Here is a 15,179-nt window from a genome sequence, read left to right on the forward strand (position 1 = left end):
ACCACCTTTGAAACTACCCACCTCGAGTACGCCTGGGGGCGCCGCTGACCACAGCGGCCACCCTCGCTCGTGCTCGCCAAACGCGGTGGCGGGGTGGCCACCAATCGCCCGTCTCCTGCGCGGTTCGACAGCAGCCGAGTATGTCCATGGGCTCGTCGAAGTGAGGCGTGAGGAAGGAAGCAGGCTGTGAGCAGTCAGTCAGCAGCAGACAGTTGGTGCCACCAGTGACCACAGCCGCCAGAGCAGAAGCGCTCGTGGCGCCGCCCGTCGGCGACTGTGAGCACCGCGATCAGCAGCCTGAACGCCTTCCGGCGTTCGTCGACAGGCGTGAGACCGGCGATCTTTCCCAGTTGCATGTCGATCCGGCCCCGTGAGATCAGCACTGCGGGCGTCTGCGTCGGACGCAGCCCAGCACGGCGGATGTCTCTGGCGCATCCACGGCGACAGAGCGCGCCTGGCCACAGTGATGACGCAGGAACAGCAGCACGTCGGACCGTTCTTCCAAGCCGAGTCCGTCGAACCACTCGATACCTTCGGACATGGGGCGTAGCCCCTGCGCAAGTTCGTTGCGCAGGACGTCCCGTTCGTTCACGACTGCCCCCAGGAGATCGGGCGGTACTCCGCCGCGGTGTCGGCGCGGATTACCGCCCGCTCGGGGTGCATGCCACACTCGCTGACCACGCCACTCCACCGTGCGCAGCCGCTTGAATGCCAACCCGTTACGAGCGGTATCGGCGCAGCGCTGGGAAACGATCTCCAGCCAGACGGGAAGCGATCTTCATCGGTCTCTGGGGTGCCCTGGTCAGCGGTACTCGTGAACACCTCGTGGTGGCTTCGTTCGCTTCAAGTGGTTCTGGCTCAACTTCCGTGAGGCGTGCACGGTGAGTGACGGCTGACGCTTGCAACGGTCTTCGGGAAGTTGCCTGAAAATGGTCAGCGACGATGCTCGTGTTGCCGACAGTTCGGCGCCGTGGACGAGAAAGTGCTCCGGCTGGAGGAGCTGTTGTTCCCGTCGGTCGCGGACGTGACGGTGCTGTCGGTGGACGTGAACGACGAGGCGGTACGCATCGAGGCGTGCAGCGCGGCGGTCGGGGCCGCATGCCCCGGTTGCGGGTGTCAGTCGAGCCGGATACACAGCTCCTACCTGCGGTTCCCCGCAGATGTGCCCAGCGCAGGGCGGCGGGTCGTTCTATGCCTGCGGGTCCGTCGGTTCTTCTGTCCGGACGCTTCATGCGGACGACGGACGTTCGTCGAGCAGTTGCCGGGGCTGACCCGGAGATACAGCCGGTGGACCGAACGCTTGCGCTCGACCCTGGCCACGGTCGGTCTCGCGCTCGCTGGCCGGGCCGGTGCCCGGATGGCGTGCGTCTTCGGGGTGTCCGTCAGCCGCAGTACTGTGCTGCGGCTGGTCGGCATGCTGCCTGAGCCGGATCTGCCGGCTCCGCGGGTGGTCGGGGCAGATGAGTACGCCACGCGCAAGGGGCGTGTCTACGGCACCGTACTGGTCGATGTCGAGAGCCGACGGCCCGTGGATCTGCTGCCCGATAGAGAGGCGTCCAGTCTGGCCCAATGGCTGGCGAAGCGGCCCGGCATCGAGGTCGTCTGCCGTGACCGAGCTCCGTTCTTCGCGGAAGGCGCCAAGGCCGGGGCACCGCAAGCGGTCCAGGTTGCCGACCGCTGGCATTTGTGGAACAACCTCGGCGAGGCCGCCGAGCGGGCCGTCGCCCGCCACCGCCAGTGCCTGCGCGTCCTGGGCCCCGAACCGGTCAAGGAGGAAGTCGACGAGCCCGCACCGTCCGAGGAGACCCCGGCCTCGCCCTGGAAGAGCGACCGGTTCGCCAATCGCATCCGGGCCAGGCACGCCACCGTCCACGCGATGCTGGAAGCCGGTCACAGCCGCCGCTCCATCGGCCGCCAACTCCACATGACCCACCGCACCGTCAAAAGCCTCGCCGACGCCACCAGGCCGGAAGATCTCTTCCGAGGGCAGTGGCAGTACAACCGGACCTCCGCACTGGACGAGTTCAAGCCCTACCTCGACGACCGCTGGAACGAGGGCTGCACCAACGCCTGGAAGCTCTGGGAAGAGATCGTCCCACTCGGCTACAAGGGCAGCTACGGCATTGTCAGCGCCTACATCAGGAGGAAGCGCACGTCACCCCGGCCGATCACCGCACAGCCCCCGGCACCTCGCCTGGTGACCAGATGGATTCTGAGCCGCCCGGAATCGCTCAACGAGATCGAGCAACTCCGGCTCACAGCTGTCTTGGCCAACTGCCACGAGCTCGACGCCCTCACCGGACACGTCCGGTCCTTCGCCCAGATGCTCACAGAGCGCCAGGGCGAACGGCTCCCCGAGTGGCTCGACGCCGTTCGCCAGGACGACCCGCCAAGCCTCCATACGCTCGCCGCGGGCATCGATCGCGACCGCGACGCTGTGGATCGCCGGCCTGACCCTGCCCTGGAACTCGGGTGTGGTCGAGGGCCACGTCAATCGGATCAAGATGCTCAAGCGCCAAATGTTCGGCCGGGCAGGCTTCCAACTGCTCAGAAAGAGAGTCCTATTGTCGTAACAGCCCCGGTGATGGTGTCACGACACTACTGGTGAATGAAGCCAGCCGAATGAACTGTCACCAGCCGCATTTCACGCCCCGGCGACACCGTCGATGCGCTCTCGGATCAGGTCGGCATGGCCGTTGTGACGTGCGTACTCCTCGATCATATGGACCATGATCCAGCGCAACGAGACCCCTCCGTCACCTACGTGGCTGGCTTCCTGATCAGACAGCCGGCCGGAGTCGTCCAGCGAGGCGGCAGCGATGAGCTCGCGCCCCCGAACGATTTCTGTCTGCCAGATCGCCATGGCCTCGTCGAGTCCTCGGCCATCCTCAACGGCAAAGCCGTCGACGTTGCTGTCCCCGAAGACTGCGCGCATGTCCAGTCCTGCGAACACACGCTGGAACCAGTTGCGTTCCACCTCGGCCATGTGCTGGACGAGGCCCAGCAGTGTCATCGACGACGGCGCAGCCGAGGCCAGCCGTAATTGGTCGTCTTTGAGGCCCGAGCACTTCAGGGCGAGAGTGGCACGGTGAAAGTCGAGCCACGATTCCAGCATGGCGCGCTCGCCAGCGTGGGCAGGTGGGATAGGGCGTCCATCCGGTGTCGAAGTCATGCCAGCACCCTGGCACACGCCCCCATGAACTTCGCGGCCCTTCGCTGGCGACGAACACGCGCGACCACTCGGATCACTGAGAGTGGTCGCGTCACAGAAATTGAGCCAGAACCCTTCAAGTAGCAGCGTTTGTCCACCGGTTTGGGAGGCGAGGGAGGGGCTGAGCCTCCGCAGATGTTCACGAGAAATGACGTCACTCTTGGCTGAGGGGCTTCGACCGTGCCCGGTTGGGTAACGGGCAGCTGATAATGCGTTGTCGGTCTCAGCTGGGCTGCGAGAGCATCCGGTGCATGGAAGAGCCTGCCGAATGCCTCAGTTCTGACCAGGTTGCGTTGCGCCGGTGGCGCATGAGCGATCTCGACGCTTTGGAACGGGCGATCTACGAGTCCCTGGACCATCTGGTGCCGTGGATGCCCTGGGCGGCCGACCCTGGCAGACAGCAAACTTCGGTCTTCCTCGCCCGGAACCAGGAAGAATGGGAGACCGGGCAAGCCTTCGGCTATGCGATCACGTCAGATGCTGCGGTGATCGGCAGCTGCGGTCTCATGCGCCGCATCGGTGCGGGCGGCCTCGATATCGGCTACTGGCTCCACCCTCATCGGACCGGGCAGGGTCTGGCCACGATGGCCGCTGCTGCTCTTGTCCGCCAGGGCTTCCAGTTGGCGGGCATCGACCGCATCGAGATCCATCACGATGCTGCCAACTCTGCCAGCGGAGCCGTCGCCCGCCGCTTGGGATTCGCTGAGGTTGAGCGCAGACAAGCACCTGAAGGACCCGTCGCTCCTGGCGAAGTGGGGATTGATGTCATCTGGCGGATGACGAGATTCCTCGGCCGGTCTCTGCATCGCCGTGCCCTCCCTGGACATGCCGGTCGCGCGGCTGACCACCAGAGACCCTGGTACCGGGCGAGACCTTCAGCCTGTCGTGCGGGGTAGGCCGTCAACGTGTGGGAGTCCTTGCCGAGGGCGATTCCCGGGTGGCCGTTTGCGCTCACTGGCGCGAGCTCCGGGGAGGTTTCGGCGTCGCGTCCGCTTCGGGCATCGAGCATCGAGGACGACGACGCCGGATTCGGTGGCGTCGTAGACCATGCCGTTGAAGGCGCGCGTGATGACGGGAGCGACGCGGTTGGCCGATGTGTCCGGCAGCTGCCCGTGGACGATCAGGACCTTCCCGTCGTGCTCCGGCGGGTAGTGGGACGGTGTGCGGTGGTCACTGCGGCGGTGTTCGCGCCGACGATCACCGCGATGGCGAGCCAGGCGAGGACATCGAGGTGCTGGCCGAGAACGACGAGGCCGGCCAGGGCGGCGACGACCGGGTTCACGCTCATGAACACCCCGAACACGTGCGCAGGGACCCGCCGCAAGGCCAGCAGGTCGGCCAGGAACGGCACCGCGGAGGAGAGCACCCCGGCCGCCAGCGCGCACCCCAGAGCCGCGGTCGTGGGCGGGTGTCGCCACAGCACCCAGGCGCCGACCGGCAGGTAGAGGGCGCCGGAGACCGCCGCGGCCGCGGCGGAACCCTCCAGTCCGGGCAGCCGGGCACCCACGGCCCGGTTGAGCAGGATGTAGCAGGCCCAGCACAGTGCCGCCAGCAGCGCCAGACCGATGCCCGCGTAGTCGGTGGAGGGCGTGGGCCGCATCAGCATGGCCACCGCGCCCGCGGCCGCCGCCGCGCAGAGCAGGTCGAGGCGACGGCGGGAGCCGACCAGGGCCACGGTCAGCGGGCCGAGGAACTCCAGCGTGACCGCCAGGCCGAGCCCGATCCGCTCGATCGCCGCGTACAGGGACAGGTTCATCCCGGCGAACACCAGCGCCAGCCCCCACACCAAGCGCCACTGCGCCGCGGTGAAGTGCCGCAGCCGCGGCCTGCCCACGACGCCCAGCACGACGGCGGCCACCCACTGGCGCACCGCCACCACCCCGGCCGGGCCGAGCACCGGGAACGCCAGCGCCGCCAAAGAGGCGCCCATCTGGTTGGACAGACCGCTACCCAGCATCAGCGCCACTCCGCCCCCTCGCCCGGACTGCCGGGAAGCGGCAGAACCAGCGGACACGGCGGCCTGAGGCGCTGCGGCCTGGGCCACGACGGCTGGAGAGGGCGAGGAGTCGAGATGCATACCCTCACGATGGAAGCCTCACCCCGATACGCAAAATGCATTCACACGGCTACCTATACGCTGAGCGTATGGACGCGAAGTGGGAGAACTCGGCGACGCTGGAGCTGAAGCACCTGCGGTGCCTGGTCGCCATCATCGACACCGGCAGTTTCACCGACGCCGCCCTTCAACTGGGCATCTCCCAGGCCGCGGTCTCCCGCACCCTCGCCGCCCTCGAGCACCTCCTCGGGGTGCGGCTGCTGCACCGCACCAGCCGCAGCGTCGCCCCCACCACCGCGGGCGTCCAGGTCCTCGCCCGCGCCCGCATCCTGCTCACCGGCGCCGACGAACTCGTCCGCGAAGCCACCACCGGCCACAGCCGCCTCCACATCGGCCACGCCTGGTCCGCCTTCGGCCACCACACCACCGAATTCCAGCGCCGTTGGCACGACCAGCACCCCGAGACCGAACTGCGCCTCATCCGACACAACACCCCCACCGGCGGCCTCGCCGAAGGGCTGTGCGACCTCGCCGTCATCCGCGCCCCGATCGACCTGAAACCGTGGTCCCACGCCCTGATCGGCCACGAGACCCGCTGCGTCGCCATGGCGTCCGACGATCGCTGGGCCCGTCGCCGCAGTATCCGCCTGGACGAGCTCTCCGGCCGCACCCTGGCCATCGACCGACGCACCGGCACCACCACTCTCGACCTCTGGCCCGCACACGAACGGCCCGCCGTCGAGTACACCCAGGACATCGACGACTGGCTGGCCGCCATCGCCACCGGCCGCTGCATCGGCCTCACCGCGCAGGCCACCGCCGCCCAGTACCGCCGCGACGGCATCGCCTACCGCCCCCTGCGCGACGCGCAGCCCATACCCGTCCACCTCATCTGGCGGACCCACGACCCGCACCCCGCCACCCACACCGCCATCGCCCTTGCCAACGTCCTCTACCGCGAGGACCGCAGCATCCCGCGCCCGCATAGATGACCACGTGAGAATGGCCAGTTGTGAGTGGCCAGTTGAGAGAGTCGTCCGCCGCGCGGAGTCCTCGCGGCGCTTCGTCAGGTCGCCGGTCGCCGGTCGCAGAAGTCCTCTCACAACGGTCGGGTTCTGCGACGGGGTAACGGTCCGGTTCTGCGATGGGGTTCCGAGGAATGCCTGGACCTGCGGCAACGGGGCCAATATCGAGCTCACCGTCCACCACGGTTCCGGCCCCAGTCCCCGAGCCACAGCTTGGCTGCTCCGCTCTGATGTCCCGTTCCTTGGCGGAGAGTCGGCGGCGCTGGGGGAGTGGTCACGGTAGGCGCGTGATGGGCGTGTCCTGGCGGCGTCTTCGGTTGGGTCGCAGCCTGCCTCCACCACCACCTGATCCACACAGCCGCCCGGCGCTACAGCAGGCCCCGCGGATCGCGCTACCCGTTGGCCGCTGCCCCAGACCTGACCCCACCGCACGCCCAAGGGCCTGGAATCGAAAGGTTCCAGACCCTTGGGTGTCTCCACGAGGGACGGGCAACACCGCACCTTCTGGACGGCAGTTCATGCGGAACGGTACGCCTGGGCCGTGCCATTCACGCCCATTCCAGTCCCAGGCCCGCCAGCTGGTGGCGTGTCAGAGCTGAACTTGCCGCGCCTGGATTTGGTGTTCGACAGTCCAGAAGCACTTACCGCTGCAGGTTGGCGGGCTGCCTTTCCCAAGAAATGATGTGGTGGCCGTTCACGGGGATCAGGCCCTTGTTAGCAGGCTATGTCGTGAATTAGTAACGGTGCCGGGCGAGGGGCAACGCGCGGGGCGGCCGGCTCATCTGGACAGTCAGCGAGGCGCACCGGGCGCCTTCGTGAAGGGGTGGGTCTGACCAGGTGGGGGATCCGCGGGAGGGAAGTCCATGACCAGGACGAAGAATACCGGGGTACTGACGAGGGGCGGCCGTGTGGCTGTGATCGGTGCGCTGGGTCTGGCCTCAGTGGCTCTGGCCGCCGCGCCGGCGTTCGCCAAAGGTGCCGTGGACATCACGGCGCCGCACACGGCCCATGTCGGCAAGACCATCACGGTCAAGGCGCACGGCGGCGATGACAGCGCCGGATACCTGCATCAGCTGTGCCTGGAGGAGAAAGGCTTCGGAGAAGGGTGGCACCAGGAGAATTGCAGCGCCGCGGTCAAGGGCGACGCGCGGGTCACTGCACACGGCACGTCCGCGCGCCGTGGCAATCTGGAATTCCGTGCGGTGCTGTACGGCCTGACCAGCCCGCACGACCAGAATCCCGTGCGCTTGCACGCCTCTGACGTGGTGACGGTGCACGTCCGCTGAGCCGGCAGCGCGGCCGTGGACAGCCGGCACGACCACTGCCCACGGCCGCTCGTCGGCCGGGCAGCCGCGTCTTGAGCCCGGCCGCCCGGCTGCCCGGCTGCCCGGAGCCTGGACGGTGACGACGGTGCCCGGCTGCCGCTGCTTGCGGTCCGACCGGAGCCGCTTCCCGTCCGGCGAGACGTACAGAGAAGGCCGGCGTCCCAGCTGGGCGTTGGACGAGCAGGTGGCTGCCGGCCCTCGGCCTGGCGGCCGGGACGAAGTCGCCGAGGCGCAGCTGCGGCCCCTGTTCGGCGCGAGCCGGCACCCACACGCCGACCGGATCGGAGTCAGCCGGGTGGCCGCGTGGGAGTCGCCGGCGGCCGCGTGGCGAGCCGGAGGCTCGAAGCGGTCGAAGAAGTCGTGCCCGGCGCGAGCTGCTGAGGGGCTCGGACGTGGCCACATCGGTGCCGATGAGTCTCCGTGGCATGGATGGAGCGATCATCGAACACCGTGCTTGGCCACGTCCCAGCCCCGACGTGCCGTGGTCTTCCACCGGACACCCAACCGCGAGCACGACGCAGCCCTGCGTTTGGTCCCCCGTCCGGAATGTCGCAGTGCGGCCCCCCCGGGGCCGGTAGCCCGGCGAAGTCCCGCGCTGTCCAAGTCGTGGGTATCAGTGGACGATTCGCTCCACGATCCAGTCGACAAGTGGCTTGGTCACCTGGCTGTGCTCGGTGTTCTCGCCGTCGCACTTGAACTCGTCGAGCGCGCTCTTTTCGTCGGCGGCCTCGACGTTCTCGTACGGGTTGATGTCCCACTTGGCCGGGTCGTAGTCCAGGGCAACCGCACTCACGGAGGGGACGAAGCAGCTGAACTTGTACTTCTCCGGGATGTCGGCCCCGAGTGCCCCGGCGATCTTACCGAAGGAGCCGAGGGTGCCACCGGGTGTGCCGTCAAGGCCGGGAACGTGCGAGGTGAAGCCCCGTCGTACCTGGCCGGCGGCCCGCATCTCGCCGATCGGCTTGCGCGTTCCGCCATCGGGCTGGAAGTTCGCCTGGGCGTAGACGACCAGCGGCACCTGCCGCTTGAACACCTCCGCGCCGGCCGGAAGGTCGCGGCCGGTGCCGTTGCCGGTGCCGTTGGCCACGCCCAGCTTGCGGGGCCGTTGCGGGAACTGGCCGAGGTCGCGCAGTTCGGCCAGGAACTGCGTGCGCAGTTCGCTGGAGGTGGCGACGGGGCCGTCGTACTTTGCGTCCGGGATCCACGCGTACAGCAGCTGCTGCGCGGCGGGGCTCCTGATCAGCTCGGCCTCCTTGACCTTGCCGGGCTTGGCCGGCAGAGACTCGAAGAAGTAGGCCATCTGCTGGAGGATCAGCGGGATCCAGGCGCCGTTGTGGGGGGAGTCCCAGGAGAGATAGGTCGCGGTCTGGTGGTCCTGGTGTTGGTTCTCCATCTCGGCGAGGGCGTAGCGGGTGATGATGCCGCCCATGCTGACCCCGCCGACGATCAGCGGCTCATCGCCCTGCCTCTCTTGGATGACTCTGTTGATGGCGCTGATCACCACCCCGGCGTTGGCCTGGATGTAGGTGTGGCGCTCCTCGAAGCCGAGCAGGACAACATCGATGCCCGCGCTGAGCAGCTGCTCGAGGAAGCCCACCTTGCTGCCCGGGTAGGGCGCGTTGAAGTGGGCGAACAGCCCCGGCAGATCACTGCGGCCGTAGTTGAAGCCGTCCGCGAAGATGAGCGGCCGTACCAGCTCGTCGTGGCCGTCGGCGAGGTAGACCGCAGCCTCGCCGACGGCCACCTCCCGCCGGTACGGTCGGGCGGACCGAAGCTGCCAGGTGTGCTTCGGCTGCCGGTCGCTGTCGCGCGCTACGCCCATTGGAGTGCCGAACCAAGGGCCCTGCGGCAGGTTCTTGGCGAACTCCGCCACCTTGTCCGCCGAGGACTTCTCCTCGGCCTGCTTCCATGTCAGTTCGACATCGATCCTGGCTTCCTGTGCCATGGGACAGCTACCGCCTCTGTGTAGGTGTTGTTCACGGGCCCGCCACAGCCCATCCCTGATCACATGTGAGCGGGCGGGTGATGCACGGGACTTGTCGGAACTCCCGGCAGGGGAGGGGATCCGGCCACCCATCTACCGGAGTAACTGACTGCAACAGCGAGATTACTCACCGCGTCGAGCAAAAGTGGCTCGCCTCGCCGCCAGGCACACCGCGGCGAGGGCCGGCACCCGCACGACGACCGGATCGAGCCGACGGGCTGGCGGCGGCTCAGACCCCCGAGCCGCGCGCCGGGCCGGAGCGCTCGGCCGCCGGGTGAAGGTCAGGGGCGGATCGACTGGAGCATGCCGGCGTGGACTCGACCTCATGCGGGGGTCCAGCGGGCCAACCGCAGACTCCGCGGCAACAAGGGCGGCCGCCGCTCCCGCTTCGGCAGGGAGCAGCACAATCGCCGCAACGAAATCGAACGAACCTGTGGAACGAGTCACCGGTCAACACGATGTACGCCTCCCACTGCTCATGACGGGGGACGGCGTTCATGATCTCGGTGGGCCACTCGAACCATTCCCGGCGGCGACGGAGTTGAGCGTGGAGCTCGGCTTCGTAGGCGTAGTTCTTGCGGGCCTGTGGTTCGCGCCAGACCGGCAGATCGACGGCCATCTGTGGGTCGGACAAGACGCGCGTGACGTGTTGTTCCCGTCTTCCCTCTGCATGCGCGAGACGAAGTCCGTCGGCGGCGTCGGCCACTGCGTTGTTCGGATCGAGGGTCGCGAAGGACGCGGCGAGCGTTTCGTTGTCGAGAGTGGGGCGACGAGGCGGCCGATGTTGACCTCGGCCGGTTCGCAGCCGCAGCCGGTGACCGAGCACATCAAGCGATTCGGCGGGTACAGCACACACGAGCGCGGCCTCCAGCCGGAGGCGTACGACCCAAAGCTGAACGTGGATTTCACGCAGCTTCGGGAGGGGAACCTGACTGGTGAGGGGGCTTCGGGGCAGACGTGGGTTGCCCTAAGACGTCGTTTCTTATGGCATGTTGGTTCGTTGAGTGGTGCATGACGGATCTGGTTGAGCGGTTGGTGCCGGATGAGTTGTGGGTGTTGTTTCGTCGGGTGGTTCCGCCGACGGCGGTGATACGTCCGCAGGGTGGTGGCCGCGCTCGGGCGGGTGATCGTGAGGTGCTGGCGGCGATCTTGTTCGTGGCGACTACGGGCTGCACGTGGCGGCAGTTGCCGCCGGTGTTCGGGCCGGCCTGGCCCACGGTCTACCGGCGCTTCGCGCAATGGAGCCGGGGCCGTGTGTGGGCCCGCCTTCACCGCGTGGTCCTGGATGAGCTCGGCGCTCAGGGCGAGCTGGACTGGTCTCGGTGTGCGATCGATTCCGTCAGTGTCCGGGCGGCAAAGGGGGGCTTTTGACCGGACCGAATCCGACCGACCGTGGCAAGTTGGGGTCGAAGATTCACCTGGTCACCGACCGGAACGGACTGCCGCTGTCGCTGGGGATCTCCGGCGCCAACATGCACGACAGTCTCGGCCTGGCGCCGCTCGTGCGAGGAATCCCGCCCATCCGCTCCCGGCGCGGCCCCCGTCGCAGACGCCCTACCAAGCTACACGCCGACAAGGGCTACGACTATGACCACCTGCGGCGATGGCTCCGCGAGCGCGGCATCACCCATCGCATCGCCCGCAAAGGTGTCGAGCCTTCACAACGGCTCGGCCGCCACCGCTGGGTGGTCGAGAGAACGGTGTCCTGGCTGGCCGGCTGCCGACGCCTCCATCGGCGCTACGAACGCAAGCCCGAGCACTTCCTTGCCTTCGTCGGCATAGCCGCAACCCTCATCGGCTACCGCCGACTCGCCAAGTGAAACAACCTCTAAAGGGGGCTCCAAGACGGGACGAAGCCCTGCCGACCGGGGGAGGACGGGCAGCAAACACCACCTGATCACCGACGCCACCGGCATCCCACTCGCCACCACTCTGACCGGCGGCAATCGCAACGACGTCACGCAGTTGATCCCGCTGCTCGAGGCAGTTCCGCCGGTGCGGGGCAAGCGCGGCCGGCCCCGGCGCCGCCCAGACGTGGACCTCGGCGACCGCGGCTACGATCACAACAAGTACCGCCGTCTGGTCTGGAACCTTGGCGTGAAGCCTCAGATCGCCCGACGGGGCACCGAACACGGTTCTGGGCTCGGCGCCCAGCGCTGGGTCGTGGAGCGTGCGTTCGCTCACCTGCACTGGTTCCGTCGCCTGCGGATCCGCTGGGAGATCCGCGACGACATCCACGAAGCCTTCCTCAGTCTCGCTTGCAGCATCATCTGCTGGCGGCGGCTGAAGGAGATCCAGCTGCATTAACTGTCGTTGTCCTGGGTGGCCCTGAACCCGCGATCCTGGATCACGGGGAAGACGCGCCGTGTGGTGGCAACCCAGGCATCGATCTCGGCATGGGACGACCTGATGGCACTGATCAGCGCCTCGATCACGTCAAGCTTCGGCTTACCGATGTCCCGGCTGAGCTCGTCCATCGACACCTCTTGGTACGACACGACCAGCTGCCACCAGAACCGCATGAGGAAGCGGCATTCCTGCGAGTCACGGTCGTCTGCGAGGTGATCATGAATGACCCTCTGGACGCGCCGCAGCTGCTCGTCATCACGAAAGCCGGTGTTGAGGTCAGTCAGGGTCACGTCCGGACACTAGCAACCGCGTTCGTTCACCCGCGGCGTGGGCATCAAGACCGCGTAGGGCATTCCGTTAGAGGTTCTAAGCCTTCAGTTCGTGGAAAGCGGATACGGAGGCGAGGCTGGTCAGCCCATTCCAGAGATCAAGCGAGTCACGGTGGTCTGGGACCTCGTGCAGCACGGGTCCGAATACGGCCCTTTCGGTGCCTTGTGGCGTGCTGATGACCAGGACGGGGGTGCCGATCTGGGCGTCGATGCGGTCGACGCCGGCGTGGTGGGAGGCGCGCAGGTCCTGGTCGTAGTCGGTGGAGGTGCCGGCCTCGGCGAGTTCAACGGGAAGGTCGCTGCGGTGCAGTGCTTCGCCGATGTCGCCGATCCATTCGCGCCCGGTGCCGTCGGGCTCGGTCCAGTGCGTCGTAGAAGGCGCCGAGTGCCGCATGCCCGTGCTCGGTCTGGACGGCTGCGGCGACGCGGGCGGGGATCCACAAGTAGCCGTGTCGGTCGTCTTCTGGGTCGTCGTCGCGGTGTTCGTTGAGCACGGACAGGCTCATCGCGCGCCAGCGCACCTCAAGGAGGACCTCGTCGGCGACTTGGGCGATCCAGCGTGCGGTGTGGCGGGTGAGCGGACAGGCGGGGTCGAGCCAGAAGTCGACGCTCCAGCCCGCGTTCGCTTCCGAGCTGCCGGTCATGACCGTTGCTCCGGTTCTGCACGGTCGCTGCTGCGGGCAGTGATGCCCTGTTCCAAGGTCCGGATCACGGTCGCGGCGACGTCGAACCTGGCGAGGGTGCCTCGCTCGACTTGTTCGAAAGCCGTGTAGGACAAGCCCCAGAGGACTTGCTGGATCCATTCGGCGGAGAGCTGGTCGTCGAACACGCTGTCGGCCTGCCCGCGACGGATGAGGCCGATCACCGGGTCGGGCGGTGCCGGCAGGTCAGGCTCGGTGGTGGGGACGACATCGCGGGCGGGCAAGAAGACGATCGAGGCGGTGCGTGACGTCAGCTTCGATGTCGCGACCGGTGAGCTTGTGGCATTGCTCGGGCCGAACGGCGCCGGCAAGTCCACCACGTTGCGGATGCTGACCACGCTGCTACCGCCCACGTCGGGCAGCGTGCGCATCGCAGGCTTTGACGCGGCACGCGAACCAGGCCGGGTGCGTGAGGTGATCGGCTACGTGGGCCAAAAGAACGCCTCCGGAGAGAACCACCGCATCCGCGACGAATTCATCACCCAGGGACGCTGCTACGGCCTCAGACTCCGCGACGCGCGGCGCCGGGCCGACGAAGTACTGGAGATCCTGGGAATCAGCGACCTGGCCGCCCGCACCCCCGGCACGCTCTCCGGCGGTCAGCGACGGCGCGTGGACATCGCAGTCGGCCTCATCCACAACCCGAGAGTGCTGTTCCTCGACGAGCCCTCCACCGGCCTCGATCCTCACAGCCGCGCCGACCTGTGGGAACAGATACAACTCCTGCGGCGCGCATACGGCATCACGATTGTCCTGACCACCCACTACCTCGACGAGGCCGACCGGATGGCTGAGCGGATCGTCGTCGTCGACCAGGGGCAGGTCATCGCCAACGGCACCGCGGACGCTCTCAAAGCCGACCTGGCCGGCGACTGGATGCACATCACGACGTCGGACACAGACGCGGCAAGACCCGCCGCTGGTCTTGCCGGTCAGATGGCTGAGACCTCCGAGGTCACGACGGAAGGACAGACGGTGAGCGTGCGGATCGCCGACGCCGATGCCTCGCTGCCGACCTACCTGCGACTGCTCGATCACCACTCGATCACGGTCACTCGGGTCAGCGTGCGACGCCCGTCCCTCGACGACGTCTTCGTCAACCTCACCGGACGCAGGCTCGAAGAATCAGCCGAAGCCTACGAGACCACCACCGACGCACCGATCGGGGCCACCCATGTCTAAGCTCACCCGCGACACCGCCACGGTCTTCTCGCGAGAGATCGCACCCGAACTTCGCTCCCCGGTCAGCATCGTCTTCGCCATGGGACAGCCTTTGCTGTTCCTCATCCTGTTCGGATCGATGCTCGTCGGCACCGGAGCGAACACCGGCGCCCGCACCGGCGACGTCTGGCAATGGTTCGTGCCAGGCATCCTCGTGATGATGTGCCTCATGGGGCCACTGTCGGCCGGCCACAGCATGCTCAGCGAGCTCAACGGCGGACAGCTGGAGCGCTTCCTCGTCACCCCCCTCAGCCGTACCTCGATCATCCTCGGACGCACCGGCAAGGACACCATCACCCTGTTCGTTCAGACGATCCTCCTCATCGCCATCGCCATCCCCTTGGGCATGAGATTCCACCTGTCCGGCGTCCTGGCCACCATGGTTCTGCTGAGCGTCATGGCCGTCGGGCTCAGCGCTCTGTCCTACGCCCTGGCCATCGCCTCACATCCCCGCGGCAACCTGTTCTGGATCGTCACCCAGATGCTCACCTTCCCGATCATGCTGCTCTCGGGCATCCTGCTCCCGGTCGGCGCCGGCCCCGGCTGGTTGAGCGCGGTCGCCGTGATCAACCCCATCACCTACATCGTCGACGCCGCCCGCGCCCTGTTCTCCGGCGACTTCCTCGACACTTCCGCGCTCCACGGCCTCATCGCAGCCACAGCAATCGCCACCCTCGGGTTGATCCTGTCCACCCGCGCCATGAAGCGCGGCCTCTGAGCTGACGCCGATGGGACGTCGCAAGGCACCGCTGACGGAGCAGGCGACGGATGCGGCGGATCTTCTCCCAGTCGGGTGGCGGATCTCCCAGTCGGAAGGCAGGGCCTCGGCTTTCGCCCCGCAGTCGGTGTCGACCGTGGACCAGAAGCCGCTCGCGGTTGCGCGGCCGATCGGCGAGGTGGGTCTCCAGGTCGGTCAGGTGAGGGCCGTCGGTGGGAAGTGGCCGCAGGCCCGGACCAGGGCAGCGCCTGGCGTTCGAC

17 protein-coding genes and 1 pseudogene are annotated in these 15,179 nt (G+C 67.5%); 8 read left to right on the forward strand and 10 right to left on the reverse strand.

Going from position 1 to position 15,179, the window contains the following annotated elements; genetic code table 11:
* Positions 1-194: 194 nt before the first annotated feature.
* Together ACGFML_RS35605 and ACGFML_RS35610 are read right to left on the reverse strand one after the other, a co-directional pair.
* Positions 195-383: a DUF5958 family protein gene (locus tag ACGFML_RS35605; RefSeq protein ID WP_393549819.1), complete on the reverse strand. Its 189-nt coding sequence runs from the start codon at positions 381-383 to the stop codon at positions 195-197.
* Positions 377-592 carry a DUF5958 family protein gene (locus ACGFML_RS35610; RefSeq protein ID WP_393549820.1) on the reverse strand — a complete coding sequence of 72 codons (216 nt, stop codon included), beginning with the start codon at positions 590-592 and terminating at the stop codon, positions 377-379. Before ACGFML_RS35610 ends, ACGFML_RS35605 begins: the two co-directional genes overlap by 7 nt.
* Positions 593-970: 378 nt before the next feature.
* Between ACGFML_RS35610 and ACGFML_RS35615 the strand changes: the two genes are divergently transcribed.
* Entirely contained in the window at positions 971-2,608 is a 1,638-nt protein-coding gene (locus tag ACGFML_RS35615; protein WP_393549821.1) for an ISL3 family transposase, read from the forward strand.
* Between the two features lie 36 nt (positions 2,609-2,644).
* On the opposite strand, the gene ACGFML_RS35620 is transcribed toward ACGFML_RS35615, so the two are convergent.
* A complete protein-coding gene (locus ACGFML_RS35620; RefSeq protein WP_393549822.1) occupies positions 2,645-3,172 on the reverse strand; it encodes a DinB family protein in 528 nt (175 codons plus the stop codon).
* Between the two features lie 290 nt (positions 3,173-3,462).
* Here ACGFML_RS35620 and ACGFML_RS35625 point away from each other — a divergent pair, with 290 nt between their 5' ends.
* Positions 3,463-4,107: a GNAT family N-acetyltransferase gene (locus ACGFML_RS35625; RefSeq protein WP_393549823.1), complete on the forward strand. Its 645-nt coding sequence runs from the start codon at positions 3,463-3,465 to the stop codon at positions 4,105-4,107.
* Positions 4,108-4,331: 224 nt separating this feature from the next.
* On the opposite strand, the gene ACGFML_RS35630 is transcribed toward ACGFML_RS35625, so the two are convergent.
* Complete coding sequence (locus ACGFML_RS35630) at positions 4,332-5,168, reverse strand: DMT family transporter (RefSeq protein ID WP_393549824.1); 837 nt, start codon at positions 5,166-5,168, stop codon at positions 4,332-4,334.
* A gap of 188 nt (positions 5,169-5,356) precedes the next feature.
* Between ACGFML_RS35630 and ACGFML_RS35635 the strand changes: the two genes are divergently transcribed.
* Complete coding sequence (locus ACGFML_RS35635; RefSeq protein ID WP_393549825.1) at positions 5,357-6,259, forward strand: LysR family transcriptional regulator; 903 nt, start codon at positions 5,357-5,359, stop codon at positions 6,257-6,259.
* Positions 6,260-7,155: 896 nt separating this feature from the next.
* Positions 7,156-7,578, forward strand: coding sequence for a hypothetical protein (locus ACGFML_RS35640; RefSeq protein WP_393549826.1), 423 nt, complete (start codon positions 7,156-7,158; stop codon positions 7,576-7,578).
* A 652-nt stretch (positions 7,579-8,230) separates the two neighbouring features.
* Here ACGFML_RS35640 and ACGFML_RS35645 read toward each other — a convergent pair.
* Positions 8,231-9,562 carry a hypothetical protein gene (locus tag ACGFML_RS35645; protein ID WP_393549827.1) on the reverse strand — a complete coding sequence of 444 codons (1,332 nt, stop codon included), beginning with the start codon at positions 9,560-9,562 and terminating at the stop codon, positions 8,231-8,233.
* A gap of 268 nt (positions 9,563-9,830) precedes the next feature.
* A complete protein-coding gene (locus ACGFML_RS35650) occupies positions 9,831-10,457 on the reverse strand; it encodes a DUF3291 domain-containing protein (protein WP_393549828.1) in 627 nt (208 codons plus the stop codon).
* Positions 10,458-10,612: 155 nt separating this feature from the next.
* Here ACGFML_RS35650 and ACGFML_RS35655 point away from each other — a divergent pair.
* Positions 10,613-11,421, forward strand: a protein-coding gene (locus ACGFML_RS35655; RefSeq protein WP_393549829.1) for an IS5 family transposase whose coding sequence is annotated in 2 segments (ribosomal slippage) — positions 10,613-10,961 and positions 10,961-11,421 — 810 coding nt in all. Because the reading frame shifts where the segments join, the coding sequence is not laid out codon by codon here.
* A gap of 10 nt (positions 11,422-11,431) precedes the next feature.
* Positions 11,432-11,908: pseudogene (locus tag ACGFML_RS35660) on the forward strand (IS5 family transposase); the annotation flags it as partial.
* Here the strand turns inward: ACGFML_RS35660 and ACGFML_RS35665 are convergent.
* From ACGFML_RS35665 to ACGFML_RS35680, 4 genes are all read right to left on the reverse strand, one after another.
* Complete coding sequence (locus ACGFML_RS35665; RefSeq protein ID WP_393549830.1) at positions 11,905-12,240, reverse strand: hypothetical protein; 336 nt, start codon at positions 12,238-12,240, stop codon at positions 11,905-11,907. The pseudogene ACGFML_RS35660 and the gene ACGFML_RS35665 overlap by 4 nt on opposite strands.
* Before the next feature lie 76 nt (positions 12,241-12,316).
* Positions 12,317-12,673: a hypothetical protein gene (locus tag ACGFML_RS35670; RefSeq protein WP_393549831.1), complete on the reverse strand. Its 357-nt coding sequence runs from the start codon at positions 12,671-12,673 to the stop codon at positions 12,317-12,319.
* Positions 12,564-12,923 carry a hypothetical protein gene (locus ACGFML_RS35675; RefSeq protein ID WP_393549832.1) on the reverse strand — a complete coding sequence of 120 codons (360 nt, stop codon included), beginning with the start codon at positions 12,921-12,923 and terminating at the stop codon, positions 12,564-12,566. The genes ACGFML_RS35670 and ACGFML_RS35675 overlap by 110 nt, the downstream gene beginning before the upstream one ends.
* Positions 12,920-13,333 (reverse strand): hypothetical protein, encoded by a 414-nt coding sequence (locus ACGFML_RS35680; protein ID WP_393549892.1) that lies wholly within the window; start codon positions 13,331-13,333, stop codon positions 12,920-12,922. Before ACGFML_RS35680 ends, ACGFML_RS35675 begins: the two co-directional genes overlap by 4 nt.
* Here ACGFML_RS35680 and ACGFML_RS35685 point away from each other — a divergent pair.
* Complete coding sequence (locus ACGFML_RS35685) at positions 13,221-14,162, forward strand: ATP-binding cassette domain-containing protein (RefSeq protein ID WP_393549833.1); 942 nt, start codon at positions 13,221-13,223, stop codon at positions 14,160-14,162. The two genes, ACGFML_RS35680 and ACGFML_RS35685, sit on opposite strands and share 113 nt — an antisense overlap.
* Positions 14,155-14,919 (forward strand): ABC transporter permease, encoded by a 765-nt coding sequence (locus ACGFML_RS35690; RefSeq protein WP_393549834.1) that lies wholly within the window; start codon positions 14,155-14,157, stop codon positions 14,917-14,919. The genes ACGFML_RS35685 and ACGFML_RS35690 overlap by 8 nt, the downstream gene beginning before the upstream one ends.
* Positions 14,920-15,179 lie beyond the last annotated feature (260 nt).

This window comes from Streptomyces sp. NPDC048650 (genome assembly GCF_043199095.1).
GTDB lineage: Bacteria > Actinomycetota > Actinomycetes > Streptomycetales > Streptomycetaceae > Streptomyces.